This is a genomic window from Alteromonas sp. 1_MG-2023, assembly GCF_030547075.1.
Classification (GTDB): Bacteria; Pseudomonadota; Gammaproteobacteria; order Enterobacterales; family Alteromonadaceae; genus Alteromonas.
Window position 1 is genome coordinate 104179 of sequence record NZ_JAUOQH010000011.1, and the last position, 17646, is coordinate 121824.

Annotated in this window: 18 protein-coding genes; 10 read left to right on the top strand and 8 right to left on the bottom strand. The window is 44.3% G+C overall.

The window, feature by feature from the left end; all coding sequences use genetic code 11:
- The first annotated feature begins 184 nt into the window (after nt 1–184).
- The 6 genes from Q4561_RS12945 (at nt 185) to Q4561_RS12970 (ending at nt 6207) form a co-directional block, all read left to right on the top strand.
- Nucleotides 185–1435 (top strand): HlyD family secretion protein, encoded by a 1251-nt coding sequence (locus Q4561_RS12945; RefSeq protein WP_303460993.1) that lies wholly within the window; start codon nt 185–187, stop codon nt 1433–1435.
- A 2-nt stretch (nt 1436–1437) separates the two neighbouring features.
- Nucleotides 1438–3642: a peptidase domain-containing ABC transporter gene (locus tag Q4561_RS12950; protein WP_303460995.1), complete on the top strand. Its 2205-nt coding sequence runs from the start codon at nt 1438–1440 to the stop codon at nt 3640–3642.
- Complete coding sequence (locus Q4561_RS12955) at nt 3639–3950, top strand: helix-turn-helix transcriptional regulator (RefSeq protein WP_303460997.1); 312 nt, start codon at nt 3639–3641, stop codon at nt 3948–3950. The genes Q4561_RS12950 and Q4561_RS12955 overlap by 4 nt, the downstream gene beginning before the upstream one ends.
- A gap of 47 nt (nt 3951–3997) precedes the next feature.
- The gene (locus Q4561_RS12960) at nt 3998–4201 is read left to right on the top strand and encodes a hypothetical protein (protein WP_303460999.1); all 204 of its coding nucleotides are present in this window, start codon (nt 3998–4000) and stop codon (nt 4199–4201) included.
- 52 nt (nt 4202–4253) lie between these two features.
- A complete protein-coding gene (locus Q4561_RS12965; protein WP_303461001.1) occupies nt 4254–5171 on the top strand; it encodes a RimK family alpha-L-glutamate ligase in 918 nt (305 codons plus the stop codon).
- A 217-nt stretch (nt 5172–5388) separates the two neighbouring features.
- Complete coding sequence (locus Q4561_RS12970) at nt 5389–6207, top strand: CPBP family intramembrane glutamic endopeptidase (protein WP_303461003.1); 819 nt, start codon at nt 5389–5391, stop codon at nt 6205–6207.
- Nucleotides 6208–6297: 90 nt separating this feature from the next.
- Here the strand turns inward: Q4561_RS12970 and hslU are convergent, their stop codons facing one another.
- The 4 genes from hslU to priA form a co-directional block, all read right to left on the bottom strand.
- Nucleotides 6298–7626, bottom strand: a complete 1329-nt coding sequence (gene hslU / locus Q4561_RS12975; protein ID WP_057795753.1) for an HslU--HslV peptidase ATPase subunit — start codon at nt 7624–7626, stop codon at nt 6298–6300.
- A gap of 79 nt (nt 7627–7705) precedes the next feature.
- A complete protein-coding gene (gene hslV / locus Q4561_RS12980; RefSeq protein WP_013786271.1) occupies nt 7706–8230 on the bottom strand; it encodes an ATP-dependent protease subunit HslV in 525 nt (174 codons plus the stop codon).
- Nucleotides 8231–8434: 204 nt separating this feature from the next.
- Nucleotides 8435–9004: an SPOR domain-containing protein gene (locus Q4561_RS12985; RefSeq protein WP_303461006.1), complete on the bottom strand. Its 570-nt coding sequence runs from the start codon at nt 9002–9004 to the stop codon at nt 8435–8437.
- Between the two features lie 145 nt (nt 9005–9149).
- Nucleotides 9150–11354: a primosomal protein N' gene (gene priA / locus Q4561_RS12990; protein WP_303461008.1), complete on the bottom strand. Its 2205-nt coding sequence runs from the start codon at nt 11352–11354 to the stop codon at nt 9150–9152.
- 311 nt (nt 11355–11665) lie between these two features.
- Here priA and rpmE point away from each other — a divergent pair, with 311 nt between their 5' ends.
- Nucleotides 11666–11878: a 50S ribosomal protein L31 gene (rpmE, locus tag Q4561_RS12995; RefSeq protein ID WP_013786275.1), complete on the top strand. Its 213-nt coding sequence runs from the start codon at nt 11666–11668 to the stop codon at nt 11876–11878.
- A gap of 161 nt (nt 11879–12039) precedes the next feature.
- Here the strand turns inward: rpmE and Q4561_RS13000 are convergent, their stop codons facing one another.
- Nucleotides 12040–12354, bottom strand: a complete 315-nt coding sequence (locus Q4561_RS13000) for a hypothetical protein (protein ID WP_303461010.1) — start codon at nt 12352–12354, stop codon at nt 12040–12042.
- Between the two features lie 371 nt (nt 12355–12725).
- On the opposite strand from Q4561_RS13000, the gene Q4561_RS13005 reads away from it, so the two are divergent.
- Nucleotides 12726–13967: a malic enzyme-like NAD(P)-binding protein gene (locus Q4561_RS13005; protein ID WP_303461012.1), complete on the top strand. Its 1242-nt coding sequence runs from the start codon at nt 12726–12728 to the stop codon at nt 13965–13967.
- A gap of 79 nt (nt 13968–14046) precedes the next feature.
- Here the strand turns inward: Q4561_RS13005 and metJ are convergent, their stop codons facing one another.
- A complete protein-coding gene (gene metJ / locus Q4561_RS13010; RefSeq protein ID WP_303461014.1) occupies nt 14047–14373 on the bottom strand; it encodes a met regulon transcriptional regulator MetJ in 327 nt (108 codons plus the stop codon).
- Between the two features lie 151 nt (nt 14374–14524).
- Here metJ and metF point away from each other — a divergent pair, with 151 nt between their 5' ends.
- Nucleotides 14525–15409, top strand: coding sequence for a methylenetetrahydrofolate reductase (gene metF, locus Q4561_RS13015; protein ID WP_303461015.1), 885 nt, complete (start codon nt 14525–14527; stop codon nt 15407–15409).
- Nucleotides 15410–15588: 179 nt separating this feature from the next.
- Entirely contained in the window at nt 15589–16473 is an 885-nt protein-coding gene (locus Q4561_RS13020; protein ID WP_303461017.1) for a virulence factor BrkB family protein, read from the top strand.
- Nucleotides 16474–16676: 203 nt separating this feature from the next.
- Here the strand turns inward: Q4561_RS13020 and Q4561_RS13025 are convergent, their stop codons facing one another.
- Together Q4561_RS13025 and Q4561_RS13030 are read right to left on the bottom strand one after the other, a co-directional pair.
- Complete coding sequence (locus tag Q4561_RS13025; RefSeq protein ID WP_303461019.1) at nt 16677–17315, bottom strand: DUF2959 domain-containing protein; 639 nt, start codon at nt 17313–17315, stop codon at nt 16677–16679.
- Complete coding sequence (locus Q4561_RS13030; protein ID WP_013786282.1) at nt 17312–17554, bottom strand: hypothetical protein; 243 nt, start codon at nt 17552–17554, stop codon at nt 17312–17314. Before Q4561_RS13030 ends, Q4561_RS13025 begins: the two co-directional genes overlap by 4 nt.
- Nucleotides 17555–17646 lie beyond the last annotated feature (92 nt).

Genomic DNA, 17646 nt, shown 5'->3' on the forward strand with positions numbered 1-17646 from the left:
TCTGTCTATTCGATATTCCTCAATCATTTCTTCTAACGTTAAAAGCGTCAAGGCACTACCCAAGACCACTTTCGGTATTCAGGTATTCGCTGTTTGAAAAGCATCGATTGCTGATTAAGCGCTATGTCCATATGGAAATGGCAACTGAATACCATTTTTTCACTTTTGAATGAGTTGAACTGTTATGAGAAAAGGACTATTTCGTCATCAAGCTATGCAGCCAGCATCACCTTTGCAAGGTGAATTGTTGATGACGCCTCGGCTTTCTCACATGGTAATAACCGCAGTACTTATTTTGTGGATAGTGGGGCTGGGAATATACCTCACTAACGGAAGTTATGCTCGAAAAGCAACCGTTGAAGGCTGGTTGGAACCATCTCAAGGTGTGCTAAGACTGTACGCCGACTCACGCAAAGGGCGCATATCAAAAGTGTTCGTGAGCGAAGGCCAAAACGTTGAAAAAGGTGAGCCGCTTTTAGCTATAGAGTATGGCGTTCAGCATTCCACAGGAGAAACGGTAGAATTAAAACTGCAACAAGAGCTAACGTTAAAAAAGCAGCGCGTGGTGGACACCTTGGCACGCACTGAACGCATTCAAAACCAAAACAAAACCCAACTTTTACGACAACGAATTCATGCCCAAGCTGATGCAGATTCACTACGTCACATTCTAGATATTTCACATAAACAATGGCAATTGGCGCTCAATCAATTTAACTCACTTAACGTGCTACACAGTGCAGGTCATGTGAGTAAGGCAGATTATGATACATATGAGCTTGAGCTGTTAATTGCCCAGCAGCAATGGAAACAAGCAGAGCGAAACCATGTACAAAGTGAAGCTGAAATTAGCCGGCTCACTCATGACATTAACAGTCTTCCTGAATTACACGCTAACGAGCGCACTACGCTCGAAAATCAACTCACTGATATTAACCAGCAGTTATTAACGTTAGCGCGGGATAGTCAGCGAATTCTATATGCTTCAACAAAAGGAACAGTTTCGAGTTTGCAAGTTAGAGCGGGTTTGATGGTAGATCAGAATAAACCCCTACTAAATTTAATTCCGGCGAATTCATCAATAGAAGCACGGTTGCTCGTGCCGGTCCACGCAGCTGGCTTTATCTCTTATGGTCAACAGCTCGATATTCGTTACGACGCATTTCCTTATCAAAAATTTGGTTTACAAGCAGGTCAAATTGTTAGCGTTTCAGACACTATTTTACTGCCTGGAGAATGGGCGAACAGCCCACTTTCGGTTGATGAGCCCGCATACTTAGTTACCGCTAAGGTAAGTAACGACGCCATTATGGCTTACGGTAACCCCATAGCACTTAAGGCCGGCATGACGTTCTCTGCTGATGTAGCACTCAGTCAGCGTAGCTTATTAGAGTGGCTACTAGAGCCCCTGTTAAGTATTACCAAGAGGCTATGAGGATGCACTTTTCTAATAGTTTTATCTCACCTGCATTAAGTGCGTTATCTTCCAAAAGCAAGGTGCCTGTGGTGCTTCAATCTGAAGCAGCGGAATGCGGATTAGCCTGTATCAGCATGGTAGCGCAATACTATGGTGATAAGCAGGGCATAACCCATTTACGCCAACAAATTCCGGTATCGCTACGGGGTATTACGCTTAAAGACATTATGGGCATTGCTCACCAACTAGGTTTTGGAAGTCGCGCCCTTAAAGTTGAGACACAAGATTTATCTAAGCTTACTTGCCCAGCTATTTTGCACTGGGACATGCGCCATTTTGTGGTGTTAACCAAAGTAAAAGGCAACACGCTAACCATACATGATCCCAGCCTAGGCAAGCGTACGCTTAGCTTTAATGATGCAAGCAAACACTTAACTGGCATCGCGCTGGAGATAACTCCAAAAGACAATTTTGCGCCGCCCCCTGCCAAGCCCTTATTAAAATTACGAGATTTTTTTACTCGTACAATCGGTTTTAAACGCAACTTAGCAACTTTACTGGCGCTATCGGCACTACTGCAATTGTTTGCGTTAGCCACGCCTTATTACATGCAAACCGTGGTTGATGATGTGTTATTGCAAGGTAACCAAGCGCTGCTAATCGCCCTGGCTATCGGTTTTTCATTTTTATTAATGATAGAAACCTTCACGAGTGTTTTACGGCGCTTGCTTATTCTCAGTGTCTCTAGCCGACTTCAACTTCAAATGTCTGCATCGGTTTTTCATCATTTGCTATCGCTTCCTCTCGACTTTTTTGCAAAAAGGCATGTAGGCGATGTGGTATCTCGTTTTGGTTCACTTGCCCATATTCGTGAGTTTCTAACCACGGGACTAGTCACTGCATTGCTTGATGGTGTGATGGCTATTGTCACCCTCGTCGTGATGGCGATTTATTCAATAAAGTTGACCCTATTTGTCGTGCTTATTATGGCTGTTTACCTGCTAATTCGCTTTGCGTTAATTCCAATGACCAAACGCCTCACAACAGAGAAAATTGCGCTAGCCGCTAATGAACAGAGCCATTTTATGGAAAGCGTTCGAGGCATGCAGCCTATACGGGTTTATCAGCAAGAAACTCAGCGCCACAGTCAGTGGCAAAACAAGTTAGTTGCCACCTTAAATAAAGACATTAGCTTAGGAAAATTAAATATAGGTAGCGAAGCAGTAAACCAAACGTTATTCGGCATTGAAAACATCATAGTTATATTTATTGCAGCCTCGTTGGTTATGGACAACTTGCTCACGGTAGGAATGATGTTGGCCTTCATTGCTTACAAAACTAAATTTACCGCGGCGCTAGACAGTTTGGTGACCAAATTTATTGAATTACGTATGTTAGGGGTACATTTCTCTCGTCTTAGCGACATAGTCTTAACAAAGCCTGCAGAGACTACATTAATCACTCGACAAGCCCAGCCGTATGCGCCAATCCCCTCCTCTGCCCACTCTTTGCCCATAAGTACAGCGTTACCCGCTATTCAACTAGAAGCAGAAAACTTAGGTTACAGGTATGGCGAGGGATGTAGCTTTATTTTTGAAAACCTTAATTTGTCGGTAAAAGCGGGAGAGATTATTGCCATCGTGGGAGCTAGCGGTAGCGGCAAAAGCACCTTGCTCAAGTGCCTGATGGGGCTATACGCGCCATCGGAAGGCAATGTTACTCATAATGCGATTTCAGCCCATCGCCCCCCCACTATAGCGGCAGTGTTACAAGAAGATATCTGTTTGTCTGGCTCTATGGCAGAAAACATAAGTTGTTTCGATGATGCCCCGCGCCAAGAAGAGGTTATGCGAGCCGCACAGTTGGCCTGTATTCACGATGAAATTAGTGCCATGCCCATGCAGTACCACACGTTAGTGGGTGATATGGGAAGCAGCCTAAGTGGAGGCCAAAAACAGAGATTATTGCTGGCGCGAGCGCTATACCGTGCCCCCGACATTCTCTTTCTCGATGAGGCGAGTAGCCATTTAGACATTCAAAATGAACACCTCATCAATACCCATTTAAAAGCGCTAAATATAACCCGAATTATGGTGGCCCACCGGCCTCAAACTATTGCCCTTGCTGACACTGTTTACCATTTGGTTGACGGCAAGCTGCAACTCATCCCAACTTCTGAAGTAGTAGAAGAAAACGATAATACCCCACAAGGAGATTCACAATGATAACGTCCGAAGTTAGAGAATCTACACCATTGCTCACCGATATTGAGCGTCAACAAATCAGTGTGCATGTAGATAAATTAAATAGCGCCGCCCTACCCATCGATACCCTGTCTAAACGCGAGTTACAAGTTGCACGAAAGATCATGGAAGGCCTATCGAACAAAGCGATAGCAGCAGAACTATTTATTAGTGAGCGAACCGTTAAGTTTCACTGCGCCAACATTTACAGGAAGCTAAAAATTAGCAGTCGCACCGCACTAATTGCTAGCTGTTTCCGATCGATTTATCACCCCCTAAGGTTAGCTTAACCGCTGGCCTTTTCTACAACCGTAAACGCTTTTATAAGGAGCGAAAAATGCAACATAACACACATAGCAACATGCAAAAAAACGACACCCTACAGCACATTAACCCGGTAGATCTTGTGCAGGTAAATGGTGGCAAATCTTTGGTCTCTATAGGTGCAGGCGAGGGCCCGATTAGAGCGGTAAAACCACCTATGTATATCACCTTAGCGATTGGTGAAGACGGCGGACAACTACCCGACTTACTGTCTTAATAAACAAGGAGGTTAAGCAGTCCTCCTTCACACCTTAACTGAGGATAAATCGATGCAAATTGCATTAGTGGGGAGCGAGACTGACCCGCAAATATCACATATAGCAGCCGTCTTACATGCAAGTAATCATGAGCCTCATATTATCAATACCAGCTACTTTGGGGAGCGATGGCAACTTAGCTACGATCCAGATTTTAATGATGGCCTGTTACATTTTAATCAACCTACTTCTAATGGCTTGTATCATGTTCCACTGTCAGACATAAAGTCGGCCTATTGGCACCAATACATCCCACCCACGGTGAATGCTTCTGACACTGCCTCGACTCAGTGGCTAGATCAAGAATATGCCAGTACCTTGTTATGTTGGTTTTTATACAATGGAACCAAGTGGGTGAATGGTATAGAAGCCATACGCGCTCATCACTGCAAACCGATTCAACTACGGATGGCTAAAAGGCTAGGTGCCAATGTGCCTTACACCTATGTAGGTAACGCCGCTGATATCGCCTTACAGTTTTGTGCAAATATGCAAGAGTTGGTATACAAGCCGGTCAAGGGCGGCGAAACGGCTAAGCTGTTTAGAAAAGGCCAAAGCTCCATCGACCTTGCCTATAACTTATTGAAAGAGCGCCCTGTCACCTTTCAAGCCTATATTGAAGGCACCAACATTCGAACCTTCGTGATTGGTAAAGAAGTCGTGAGCGTTCAAATAGACTCTCATAATGTGGATTTCAGAGAAGATGAAGATGCCCGCCCTGTATTGGTGTCATTGCCTAAAGCAATGCAGAAGTTATCGCGAAAAATATGCACAGGTTTAGGTATGCATTGGTGCGCTATCGATTGGCGTAAAAATACAAAGGGTGAATATTACTTTTTGGAAGCAAACCCTTGCCCTTTCTTTCTGTTTGTTGAAAGTGAAACTGGCGTTGATATTACTGGGCGTTTGGTGAAATTACTCACAACTTAATAGTGGCATCGTGCCCATTGAGAAACGGCCTGCCATTAACGCTTTTCAAGCAGGTATAACTTTATTTAGATTTAAATTTTAACGTTGTTAGCGTGGGTAAATTGCTCTTTATCAATGCTAAGAATAATGAACACAACATTTAAAACAAAAATAAAACAGCCGGGCAAAAAACAGGGAAGATGGGAAGATGAAAGGTAAAAACATGAAAGGTGAATATATGAAAAGTGAAAACATGGAAGCTGGCAGTATCGAAATAGTGGGTACCGAAGAAAGTAGCCTTGAAAGTAATATTGAAAGTAGCATTGAAAATAAAAACACAGAGCTCAATAATGATAAAAGTTACTCAATCCTCTCTACGTTATTGTGGATGGCTTTTCTTGCTTTAGGCGTTAAAGGGTTAATTGGCGTAATAGCCTACACTGCATTCGTTCTTTACGGTTTAGAAGGCGATGCTCTAGAAAACGTTTTTTATCAGCCTATTTTCATGGGGCTTTCGGGACTGGTGGCAGCACTACTTTCTATTTCACTCATAAAGAAAGCGTGTCATGTTGGGGGGGCAGAATTCCCCTATAAATTTTTAGCGATTCAGCCAATTAGCATGCCTATTCTTTTGAAGGTATTACTGGTCGGCGCTGTGTTTCTAGCGTTTGAATATTTAGCCGATTCCTTACTATCAATAGAAACGCAAGCGCTATTATTAACGGTTAAATCACTTACTCACTCCCCTCTCGACGTTTTAATGCTTATCCTCGGGGTTTGCATTATTGCTCCGATAGTGGAAGAAATTGTTTTTAGAGGGTTAGCCTATGCTAGGTTTAAAAATAGCCGTCTTGGCGTAACTGGTGCAATCATTATTACCAGCGTGTTTTTTACCGTTGTACACACGCAGTACGAATTTCTAGTGTTGGTTTTTATAGGTGTACTTGCGTTTCTATTAGGGTACGTACGCTATAAAACAGGCAATGTGTTGTATTGTATAGCGCTGCACATGCAGATGAATATTGCCGCTACCATAAACCTGTTTTTCTTCGTGTAAAAGCAGCTTCAAAGAGCAGTAAAAAATTAGCACAAAAAAAGAGCGCATTTAAATAAATGCGCTCTTTTGTGTGTTACTAGCCTTAGGGCTTTATAGAATGAAGCGAGACAGATCTTCGTTTTCTACTAGCGACTCTAAGTGGCTGTTTACGTAGTCTTCGTCAATCACGAAAGACTCACCGCTTTTTTCAGACGCATCAAATGAAATATCTTCCATTAAACGCTCAAGCACTGTGTGTAAACGGCGCGCACCAATGTTCTCAGTACGTTCGTTAACGCGCCACGCCGCTTCAGCAATACGCTGAATGCCCGATTCCACGAAATCGATGTTCACACCCTCAGTAAGCATTAGCGCTTTATACTGAGCGGTAAGCGATGCGTTAGGCTCGGTAAGAATACGCTTGAAATCACCCACTTCTAATGCTGACAACTCAACGCGAATTGGCAAACGGCCTTGAAGCTCAGGAATAAGGTCTGACGGCTTACTCATTTGGAAAGCACCAGAGGCGATAAACAAAATATGGTCTGTTTTTACCATACCGTGTTTAGTCGATACCGTTGAACCTTCTACCAAAGGTAGCAAGTCACGCTGTACGCCTTCACGCGATACATCGCCTGACGTATTGCCTTCACGCTTACAGATCTTGTCAATTTCATCCACGAACACAATGCCGTGTTGCTCAACCGACTCAATCGCTTTTTCTTTTAAGTCTTCTTGATTCACCAAACGTGCGGCTTCTTCTTCCACCAGCATTTTCAGTGCATCTTTAATTTTTAGCTTCTTCTTTTTCTTTTGCGAACCCGACAAGTTTTGAAACATACCTTGAAGCTGATTGGTCATTTCTTCCATTCCAGGAGGCGCCATAATTTCTACGCCTACTTGTGGAAGTGCCACATCAATTTCAATTTCTTTGTCGTCTAAGTCGCCTTGACGAAGCTTTTTACGAAACGCTTGTCGTGTACCTCTATCTTCAACGTCTTCTTTTTTGCCCCATGCATCTTCAGGGGGTGGAATAAGTACGTCAAGAATGCGTTCTTCCGCTGCTTCTTCAGCGCGGAATTTCACTTTTTTCATTTCCGTTTCTTTGGTCATCTTCACGGCAATATCGGCAAGGTCGCGAATGATGGTTTCTACTTCTTTACCCACATAGCCCACTTCGGTGAACTTTGTCGCTTCAACTTTAATGAACGGCGCATGGGCTAATTTTGCCAAGCGGCGCGCAATTTCAGTTTTACCCACACCTGTAGGGCCAATCATAAGAATATTTTTAGGCGTTACTTCTTGGCGCAACTCTGGTTCAAGCTGCATACGGCGCCAGCGGTTTCGAAGTGCAATCGATACCGCTCGTTTAGCATCTTGCTGACCGATAATGTGTCGGTCTAGCTCATGAACAATTTCTCTAGGTGTCATTTCAGACATGCATAAACCCTTTTCTGTTTTGGTGCTACTGCATCGATAGCAGGCACAAGTCGCTGTTTATTTTTAATTAAACAGCCACTTAGTAATCGAGTACGTCTACCGTTTGACTATGGTTAGTGAATACGCAGATATCACCGGCTATGGTCAAACTTTTCTCCGCAATTTCTTTTGCAGTTAGTTCAGTGTTTTCCAGCAAAGCAATGGCAGAAGCTTGGGCATAGTTGCCGCCTGAACCAATAGCAATCAGGTCATTTTCAGGCTGAACTACGTCGCCGTTACCAGTAATGATGAAAGACGCCGTTTCATCGGCTACGGCTAATAGAGCTTCTAGCTTGCGCAGCATACGATCGGTTCGCCAATCTTTGGCAAGTTCAACCGCCGCCTTGGTCAAATGACCTTGGTGGGCTTCAAGTTTTGCTTCAAAGCGTTCAAAAAGGGTGAAGGCATCGGCGGTGCCGCCTGCAAAGCCAGCTAATACTTTATCGTGGTACAAGCGGCGCACTTTACGTGCATTACCTTTCATTACGGTATTGCCGAGTGACACCTGACCATCGCCAGCCATCACAACTTGATTTCCACGTCTTACAGATACAATCGTTGTCACGTTTAATCCCCGTTTAAGGTGGGCGCTATCGCAGACTCGGGCGATAACTGAAAAAAGACTTTGTAATGAAATGGGGGAAGGGTTTTAGATTTCAAGGGGAACAGTTAAAAGGGGAGCAGCAAAAGAGGAACAGAAAGATATTGAAGCCTACCATCAGATAGCAGGCTTCTAAATCCTATTTCTCGATTTGAGTACTTATAAGGCTTATAAATTCCAGTACCAAATTTGGCAGGTAGCGATATTTACTTTGCGTAGGCTATGTTTAGCCTTTTCCGCATCACGCTTACTTTCATAAGGGCCTAATATTACGCGGAACCACTCGCCGTTGCTGCCAGAACTCTGGCGAATAAGGGCTTCTAAACCTTGGAAAGCGATTTTGGCTTTCATCTCTTCTGCTTGAGCACGGGTTCTAAACGACGCGCACTGCATAAGATAACGCTTATCAGATTTTTCCTGCTCAGCCACGTCTACTTCTACTTCATACCCAGGCAGAGTACGAATATATTCCCACTCTTCTTTCGGTAATTCAGGCAAGGCTTCTTGTGTAGGCGCCACAGGGCGTACTACTTCTGTATCTACTTCAGAACTGGCGTTATCTTTAATTGACCATAAAAAAAGTGCGAAACCGATAAGTAATATCACCACAATAACCAAGCGGACTATAGGGAATGAAGCCGTGGGCGCATTCTTCACCTGAGATTTACCGCGTTTTTTGTTATCGGGCTTCTTTTTTTGTGGTGCTTTACCACGAGATACATAATCGCGTTGGGCCATATTAGGCAGTTTTCCTACTACTTATTGTTATTTTAAATGGGTGGTACCAGCTAAGGAGGACATAATAAATCGAAGACATAGTGCCCAACCCTGAAACACTTGTATACATCAGTGTTAAGATTTTACCGTATTCCCCACCTGTGTGCTAACTGAAATCGGTGGGGTCGATATCTACCGACCAACGTACCTTTGCGGCCTGTGGCAGCCCTTGTAAATAAGGCAATGCTAAGCGCAACGCGTTATGTAACGGCGCACGTTTTTCATGGCTGCACACCAGCATAAAGCGAAAACGCCCTTGGCGCTTTTCGATTAAGCAGGGAAAAGGCCCACTCATTTGTGGTACTAAACCCGTAGAATTTGCGTTTGCAGTATTTGAGTTTAAAAGCACACCTCTAGCCTGTTGCAGGAAAGCATAGGCAGATGAACTCTCGGTTGCCTCGGCTCTAATCACAAATTGGCTAATATACGGAGGCAAGGCAGACGCTTTTCGCTCCATCAACGCATGGCGCGCAAAGTGGGCATAGCCGTTGTTCACTAAATCTTGTAATAAAGGATGGTGAGGATTATGGGTTTGCAGCCACATTTCTCCTGGTTTACTGGCACGCCCTGCTCGCCCAGCAAGCTGCGTAACTAACTGCGCTAACTTTTCTGGGGCCCGAAAGTCAGCACTAAATAACGCTCCATCACAATCTAAAACAACCACCAGTGTAACGTGGGGGAAATGATGCCCCTTTGACAAAATTTGTGTGCCCACCAGTATTTGATGTTCTTGGCGGTTAATGGCGTCTAAGGTTTGATGTAGCTTGTCTTTTCCTCTTACCGTATCGCTATCTATTCGCACGTGTTTGGCATCGGGGAAGAGCTTCATCAAACCTTCCTCTACCTGCTCGGTGCCCGTCCCCGCTGTTACCATTTCATGGCTGTGGCAAGCTTCACACTCTTTAGGCATTGACCGGGTTGCACCACAGTGGTGGCATTGCAGTCTGTTTTGCCCTTTATGCACGGTATAAGGTCTGTCGCAACGTTTGCACATTGCCGTAGTGCCGCAGTGATGACATAAAAGGGCTGGGGCATAACCCCGTCTATTTACAAAAACCAGAATCTGATTCCCAGCATTCACATGCTGGCGCATGATTGTCAGCAAGCCTTCTGAAATGCCGTAATGAATAGGCTGGTCTCGGGCATCTAATAAATACTGCTTAGTGCTTTGCGCCCCTGCGGCGCGGCGAGTTAGCTGTAAATGCGCAAAGCGACCGTTTAATGCATTATTTAGCGTTTCAAGCGCTGGCGTGGCACTGCCAAGTAACAAAGGAATACTATGCTCTTTAGCTCTCATGGCTGCTAAATCTCGCGCATGATACCTAAGCCCATCCTGTTGTTTGAATGATTCATCATGCTCTTCATCTACGATGATCATTCCGGGGTTTTTCAGCGGCGTAAAAATAGCTGAGCGAGTACCAATAATAATACCTAGTTCGCCTGCCCTTGCCCGCTGCCATACTGATAATCGCGCCGCGTCCGTCAATTGAGAATGCAATACCCCTACAGGAATATTAAAACGCTTTTCGAACCGTGAAACGGTTTGCGGCGTTAAACCTATTTCAGGTACTAAAATAAGTACTTGTTTACCGGCTTTAAGCAAAGGTTCGATAGATTGAAGATACACTTCGGTTTTACCGCTACCTGTAACCCCTTCAAGCAAGCTAATCGCAAAGGTGCCATGTTGCTGGTTTAACGCCGCTATCGCTACCCCTTGTTCTTTATCAGGTACGGGCTTTTCGCCAATGTCGAAGGTATCTAACCAAGCTTGCGCGGTGAGTTCAGGTGTAATTTCCACTAACTCAATAAGCGCTTTATCTAATAGCGCTTTCACTACTGCAGGTGAAAAGGTTTTGCGCGCTTCGCTAGCCATTAGTGATGTGGTTTGAACTGCTTCCAAACAGGCCATCTGCTTGGGTGCTCGGCTTAAGCTCTTAATATCCGTATCAGCACCTTCTGGTGTGACTTGAATATATTGCGCAGGCGATGGCGTGGCAGACTCACCTTTTCGAAGAGGCACAGGAAGCATGGCATGTATCACTTCCCCAGGCGCATGGTGGTAGTACTGCCATAACCAATGCGCCATTTTCCTTAGCGATTCGTCAATAACCGGCGTGCTATCTACTACCTCAATGATGGCTTTTATTTTACTGGTATCATCTATGTCCACACCGGATTCAACCACAATGCCTACCAATTGACGTGGGCCGAAAGGCACTTTTACCCGCACACCCGGTGGTAAAGTATCGGTATGAGAATAGGTAAATAGCTGGCGAAGCGGCACAGGTACAGCCACCTGAATGAATACCATTAAAATTGATGCCCCAAAATTGATAAACGTAAAGTAAGTAGACGTAAATTCAGAACCGCTAATGATCTGGCATTTAAATATAATGTCAAATAAGGGAAGGGAATTTATTTTTGCCCGTGTGCGGAATCAACACCGCCTCTGTTTACTTCGCATACAAAAAGTGCTTGATCACTTACGATGCTTCCTTTATTATGCGCCGCTCTTTTGCGGCTGACTGCAATTTCTGCGGTCGGTCATTGAATTTAAAGTTGCGTATGGTGTTTGGCTTCGGGCCAGATAGCGATACGGCCTCATATTGAAGGTAATCCAAAATGAAAGATGGTATCCACCCAGAATACGCTGAAATGACAGCAACATGTTCTTGCGGCAACGTAATGAAAATCCGTTCTACGCTAGGTAAAGATATTAACCTAGACGTATGTTCTGCATGTCACCCATTCTACACTGGTAAGCAACGTAACGTTGACACCGGTGGTCGTGTTGACCGCTTCAAGAAACGTTTCGGTGCTTTGGGCGCTAAATAAGCTCAGTACTCAGAAACACTATGTTTCTTTAAAAAAGCGCCTATCGGCGCTTTTTTTGTGTCTGCGCTCCGTAAAAAGCTCTACCAATACAGTGCTCGGCGAGTGGAGGGCTCGGCGAGTGGAGGGCTCGGCGATTGAAGGGCTCGGCTAATACCATGTTCCTAGTGAAAAGCTCGGCGTTTTAAATGCCGCTCCCAATTGCCGTTACTTTGCGAAGTGCACGCTTGCTCGCTGTCGTAGCGTACACCTTTAACGTCTACCTTCAATATGTGACACATATTATCGAGCTCATCTTCAAATGCTTGGTTCCAATTTGCTGCTAGCGCTTCGCTTTTTTGCTTTTCAGTTTCAAACACCGCAATAATTTCCGGCCTGCGCCAATGCCCCATATGCGTAAGCCACTCAAAGCCTACCGACTCAGATTTTGCCCACTCACACACCGCCGTTAACGCTTCAATCAGTTTCTTTTCAGACATCTTAAGTTACGCTTTCCTTTATCATATTTACATTATACTTATTCCGCGAACCAGCGCCTTAAACGGCCGGCTTAATGCCTTTTTTACAACGCTATCCGACGCTCACCTGTGTCTACATCTATACCTACCCCTATAAAATAGAAATAATGTATTAATTCTTAAGGTGTCATTAATGTGGTGAATGGCAGATATTCGACGATGTCACTGGTCATACAAGCAAGTCTGTCCTAGATTAAAAGGTATAAAGGGCAGATCAGATATGTACTTAAATATCCCTGTGATAAAGTCGAAGATATTCTACTGCGGCAACGCAGATTGCCCTTACGGTAACGAAGATTGCCTAACCCCTACATCGAAGGATATGTTTACTAATGTCAGATTTCAGACAACGTGCACTAGATTATCATGCCAAACCCACGCCAGGTAAAATTAGCGTGGAGCTATCAAAACCAGCCGATAGTGTGGATGATCTTGCTCTGGCTTACAGTCCAGGGGTAGCTGAACCGGTACGTGAAATTGCTGAAGATCCTGATAATGCTTACAAATATACTGCAAAAGGCAACATGGTAGCGGTCATCAGTAATGGTACTGCTATTTTAGGTTTAGGTAATTTGGGGCCGTTAGCTTCTAAACCGGTGATGGAAGGTAAAGCACTGCTGTTTAAACGCTTTGCAGGGCTTGATGCTATCGACATTGAAGTAAAGCACCGCACCACAGAAGAATTCATTAATACCGTTGCTAATATTGCAGATACGTTTGGCGGTATTAACCTTGAAGATATTAAAGCCCCTGAATGCTTTGAAATAGAACAGGAATTGATTAAGCGCTGTAGTATTCCAGTATTCCATGACGATCAACATGGTACTGCTATTGTTACCGCCGCAGGTATGTTGAACGCCATTGAAATTCAGGGTAAAAATATCGAAAGCGCCAAAATAGTCTGTATGGGTGCGGGTGCAGCTGCCGTTGCCTGTATGGAATTGCTCATTAAATGTGGCGCGCAACGAGAGCGCATTTACATGCTAGATAGAAAGGGAGTTATTCACACTCGCCGTGAAGACCTTACCGAACACAAGCGCTTGTTTGCCAATAATACCGATAAACGTACGTTAGAAGATGTGATGGAAGGCGCTGATATTTTTGTAGGCGTATCTGGCCCTGATGTATTGCCGCCAGAAACCTTGGCGTTAATGGGGCCCAATCCGATTGTTTTTGCCTGCTCTAACCCCGACCCTGAAATTAAGCCTGAATTGGCTCATGAAGTTCGAAGTGATTTGATTATGGCAACGGGGCGTTCTGATTACCCTAATCAGGTAAACAATGTTCTTTGCTTTCCGTTCATTTTCCGTGGCGCATTAGATGTTCGCGCAACTGCAATTAACGACGAGATGAAAGTGGCGGCAGTAGAAGCACTACGCGCTATTACCAAAGAGCCTGTGCCTGAGTCGGTATTGGCAGCTAGCAACAGCAGCAGCCTGACCTTTGGCAAAGAGTATATTATCCCTAAACCTATGGACCCTCGCCTTTGTGAACGTATTGCTACTGCTGTGTCGAAAGCGGCGATTGAATCTGGCGTTGCAAGACTTCCAGAAGTACCGAATCGCTCAGAGTAAAGGCAGTATAATCGAATCACTTAGCGCGCAGCCTTGTATTCAATTATTACAAAAAACGGCAATTTTCATTGCCGTTTTTTTAATCTTCCTGTTCGTTCTCGACAGACACGTCAATGCCCATATCTTCCATAATACGTCTTGCTTCAGCGGGCACACGATTAGGGTTATCTTTTCTTAAATCTTCGTCATCCGGTAACGGCTGACCTGTAAATGCGTGAAGAAACGCTTCACATAATAATTCTGAATTCGTCGCGTGACGCAAATTGTTTATTTGCCGACGGGTACGTTCATCGGTTAATGCTTTTAGCACATTAATAGGAATAGAAACGGTGACTTTCTTTACCTGTTCACTCTTTTTTCCGTGCTCTGCGTAGGGATGAATATACTTACCGTTCCACTCTGCCATGATGCTAACTCTGTCTGATCTTATTTATGTTATGAAGAGAAATTCTAAACAAGTTGACGAAAAGGTCAATTGAGCAGTGTAAACCTCTTGACGTCTAGACGTAAATTCTTTATTTTGGACGTCTAAACGTCTATAAAAGAGTGATTTTACCATGGTTTCTTACGCACAAGGTGTCGATGCACTAAATCAGTCCCTCTCGGAACTGCGTGACATTGATGTGTCATTTGAGTTTTTTCCGCCAAAATCAGAGAAAATGGAACAAACCTTGTGGAAGTCAGTAGAACGATTGGCGCCCTTAAAACCAAGTTACATGTCGGTGACTTATGGTGCTAATAGTGGCGAGCGTGATCGTACTCATGATGTGGTAAAACGTATTCAGCAACAAACTGGCGTTGCAGCAGTGCCTCACCTTACTTGCGTTGATGCTAGCCGAGATGAGCTTAAGCAGATTGCACAAGATTATTGGGATTCTGGCATTCGACGTATTGTCGCCCTTCGCGGTGATTTACCGCCAGGAGTGACAGATACAGAAATGTACGCCTCTGATTTGGTTGCTTTGCTAAAAGATGTGGCTGATTTTGATATTTCAGTTGCCGCCTACCCTGAAAAACACCCTGAAGCGCCCAATGCGCAATTCGACTTACTGAACCTTAAACGCAAAGCCGAAGCCGGTGCAAGTGAAGCCATTTCACAATTTTTCTTTGATACCAGCGTATTCTTGCGTTTCCGCGACCGTGCGGCAGCTGCAGGTATTGATATAGATTTAGTTCCTGGCATATTGCCCGTAACTAACTATCAAACCTTAGTGAAGTTCGCTGGTTTCACCAACGTTCATGTTCCCGGCTTCTTACACAAGATGTTCGACGGTCTTGACGCTGATGACCAAGCGACCCGTAATCTTATTGGTGCCAATATTGCGATGGATCAGGTTAAAGTACTCGCCAAAGAAGGGGTGAAGCATTTCCACTTTTATACCCTTAACCGTAGTGAATTAAGCTACGCTATTTGCCACATGCTAGGTGTTCGAGCAGGTTAATTTCGATTAAACCTTTGCTCCTGTAGGGCAGACCAGTATACCATTTACCTATTATCAGGTATTTAAACGACTCGTTTGCCTCGCACCACCCGTCACATTCTCTCGCTTCAACAGGTCAGATATATTGCGGCGTTAAAAAGCGAATGGCTTTCAAGGCGAGTACTAACTAGGAGTAAAATGTGAACTGGGATCGGGTAAAAGCCATCTATCATAAGCTCGCACCACAAGTTGTCGACCTTTTCACTATCTTCATCAAGCGCTGCCGTGAAGACAATATTACTATCTCTGCAGGCCACTTAGCGTATGTAACGCTACTCTCTCTTGTGCCTTTTATCATGGTGACTTTTACCATCATGTCGGCGTTCCCTGCGTTTGCTTCCGTGCGAGGCAAATTAGAATATTTTATCTTTAACAACTTCGTGCCCACAGCCAGTGATACGGTTCACGAGTATATGTCTGACTTTGTGGGGAATGCGTCTGAAATGGGTGCTATCGGTATTTTGTCGCTACTGGTAGTGGCACTAATGCTAATTTCCAATGTTGATAAAACCCTTAACCGTATTTGGCGTACCCAGAGCGATCGCCCTATCGTGTACACCTTTGCCATTTATTGGATGGTAATTACCTTAGGCCCCATGCTTATTGGCTCTAGTGTGATTATTAGCTCTTATTTAGCTGGGCTTGCTGCGTTTGCGGAAGAGTATACACCAGGGTTAGGCACATTTTTACTCACCTTAGTGCCTAGCTTTGCTGCCATGTTAGCCTTCTTTATTCTTTATATGATAGTGCCGAACCGCCGTGTATTTGCACGACATGCCATTTCAGGGGCCGTACTGGCTACTGTAGCGTTTGAGTTGACCAAGTCGGGGTTTGCACTGTATATCACTAACTTCCCTTCTTACGAGCTTATATACGGCGCGTTAGCGGTAGTGCCTATTTTATTCTTGTGGGTTTATATTTCGTGGATTCTAGTGCTATTAGGGGCTGAATTTACATGTAGCCTAGGGCAAGCGTTTGAAAACAGAAAAGCGGAAGACGAACCTAGGCAAATGCCAGAAGAATAAACGTAACTCATTAAGCGTGACTAATGCTAAATGACAAAAGGCGTTGTAGGAAACTACAACGCCTTTTTACTCAGTACGGGTTTATGTTGGCTGGTTCTTCCCGCTAGCTCATAACCACCAACTTATATCTACCAACTTGTACCTACCAACTTATACTGGCTAGCTCATACCGGTTGATGGGGCCTAAATGAGTTATGTTTTACTTAATTAGACATTGCAGCAATGAAGGCATCAGATTCAGCAATAGCTGAATTCATCTGCTCAATAAGTTGATCAACATCATTTTGAATCGTTGAAAGCTCACCTTGCAACGCACCAATCGCGCTAGCGTTTAAGTTATGTTTTAAGTACAAAACATTGTCTTGAAAAGCACTTAATACCGGTGCCATTCTACTTTCCGCTTTACGCATAGTTTTGATAAGTGCGCTATATCTGCGCTCTGTATCACGCAATTTCGCAGTGCTTTCGCGTTTCAACGATGCATTTTGATACTTATCAAGCTCGTCTTCCCATTCATCAAATAACGCTTCAGCAACGCTTTCTACTTTATCGATACGATCAGTAACGTCATTAGCAGCAGAAAGGCTGTTTTCGTACTCACTGTTCAGTTTGTTGTAAACGTCTTCAAGTTCACCACCTTCAAAAGCCACCACGGCACTGAAGGCCTCTAACGCAGAACTAAACTCTTCCTGTGCGTCTTCTTGCGACTCTTTTGCGTTTTCAACACGGTCAACAAGGATATCCCGTTTCTCAACGCCTACTTTCTCCCACGCTGCGTAATACGCAGATTGGCAGCCAGTTAATACCAACATAGCAATAACAGCCGTTGCTATTAGCCTCATAACATCTCTCTCCCTCGATAGCGGGCCGCGCTAATAATACAAATAATGTGCAAAATAACGCCTAGTGGCCAAAATACAATTGCTAATACTACGGTAGCTGCAAGCGCATAGCTCACTCCAACTACGATAAAATAAAATAGTGCGCCGAGTATTCGCCCTTGTACTAGATGTCCAAGCCCTGGAATAAAAAAGTTACAGATTGCAGCAATCACGTTGCCACCCGATCCTTGTCCTGACATATAAACTTCCTCGCAATTGTTATCAGAATATGATTATGTAGTATTTCATAAGAATAAACTAAACTAAAACAGGCACCCGCACAACGCGCGGA

What these genes read in the sequence shown, in the direction of transcription:
- Q4561_RS13000 (WP_303461010.1), bottom strand. Translation starts at nt 12,354, where the DNA reads ATGTCTGAAAAGAAACTGATTGAAGCGTTAACGGCGGTGTGTGAGTGG.
- metJ (WP_303461014.1), bottom strand. Translation starts at nt 14,373, where the DNA reads ATGGCAGAGTGGAACGGTAAGTATATTCATCCCTACGCAGAGCACGGA.
- Q4561_RS12960 (WP_303460999.1), top strand. Translation starts at nt 3,998, where the DNA reads ATGCAACATAACACACATAGCAACATGCAAAAAAACGACACCCTACAG.
- Q4561_RS12955 (WP_303460997.1), top strand. Translation starts at nt 3,639, where the DNA reads ATGATAACGTCCGAAGTTAGAGAATCTACACCATTGCTCACCGATATT.
- rpmE (WP_013786275.1), top strand. Translation starts at nt 11,666, where the DNA reads ATGAAAGATGGTATCCACCCAGAATACGCTGAAATGACAGCAACATGT.
- Q4561_RS12970 (WP_303461003.1), top strand. Translation starts at nt 5,389, where the DNA reads ATGAAAAGTGAAAACATGGAAGCTGGCAGTATCGAAATAGTGGGTACC.
- Q4561_RS12965 (WP_303461001.1), top strand. Translation starts at nt 4,254, where the DNA reads ATGCAAATTGCATTAGTGGGGAGCGAGACTGACCCGCAAATATCACAT.
- priA (WP_303461008.1), bottom strand. Translation starts at nt 11,354, where the DNA reads ATGGTATTCATTCAGGTGGCTGTACCTGTGCCGCTTCGCCAGCTATTT.
- Q4561_RS13030 (WP_013786282.1), bottom strand. Translation starts at nt 17,554, where the DNA reads ATGTCAGGACAAGGATCGGGTGGCAACGTGATTGCTGCAATCTGTAAC.
- Q4561_RS13025 (WP_303461019.1), bottom strand. Translation starts at nt 17,315, where the DNA reads ATGAGGCTAATAGCAACGGCTGTTATTGCTATGTTGGTATTAACTGGC.
- Q4561_RS12945 (WP_303460993.1), top strand. Translation starts at nt 185, where the DNA reads ATGAGAAAAGGACTATTTCGTCATCAAGCTATGCAGCCAGCATCACCT.
- Q4561_RS12985 (WP_303461006.1), bottom strand. Translation starts at nt 9,004, where the DNA reads ATGGCCCAACGCGATTATGTATCTCGTGGTAAAGCACCACAAAAAAAG.
- Q4561_RS12950 (WP_303460995.1), top strand. Translation starts at nt 1,438, where the DNA reads ATGCACTTTTCTAATAGTTTTATCTCACCTGCATTAAGTGCGTTATCT.
- hslU (WP_057795753.1), bottom strand. Translation starts at nt 7,626, where the DNA reads ATGTCTGAAATGACACCTAGAGAAATTGTTCATGAGCTAGACCGACAC.
- metF (WP_303461015.1), top strand. Translation starts at nt 14,525, where the DNA reads ATGGTTTCTTACGCACAAGGTGTCGATGCACTAAATCAGTCCCTCTCG.
- Q4561_RS13005 (WP_303461012.1), top strand. Translation starts at nt 12,726, where the DNA reads ATGTCAGATTTCAGACAACGTGCACTAGATTATCATGCCAAACCCACG.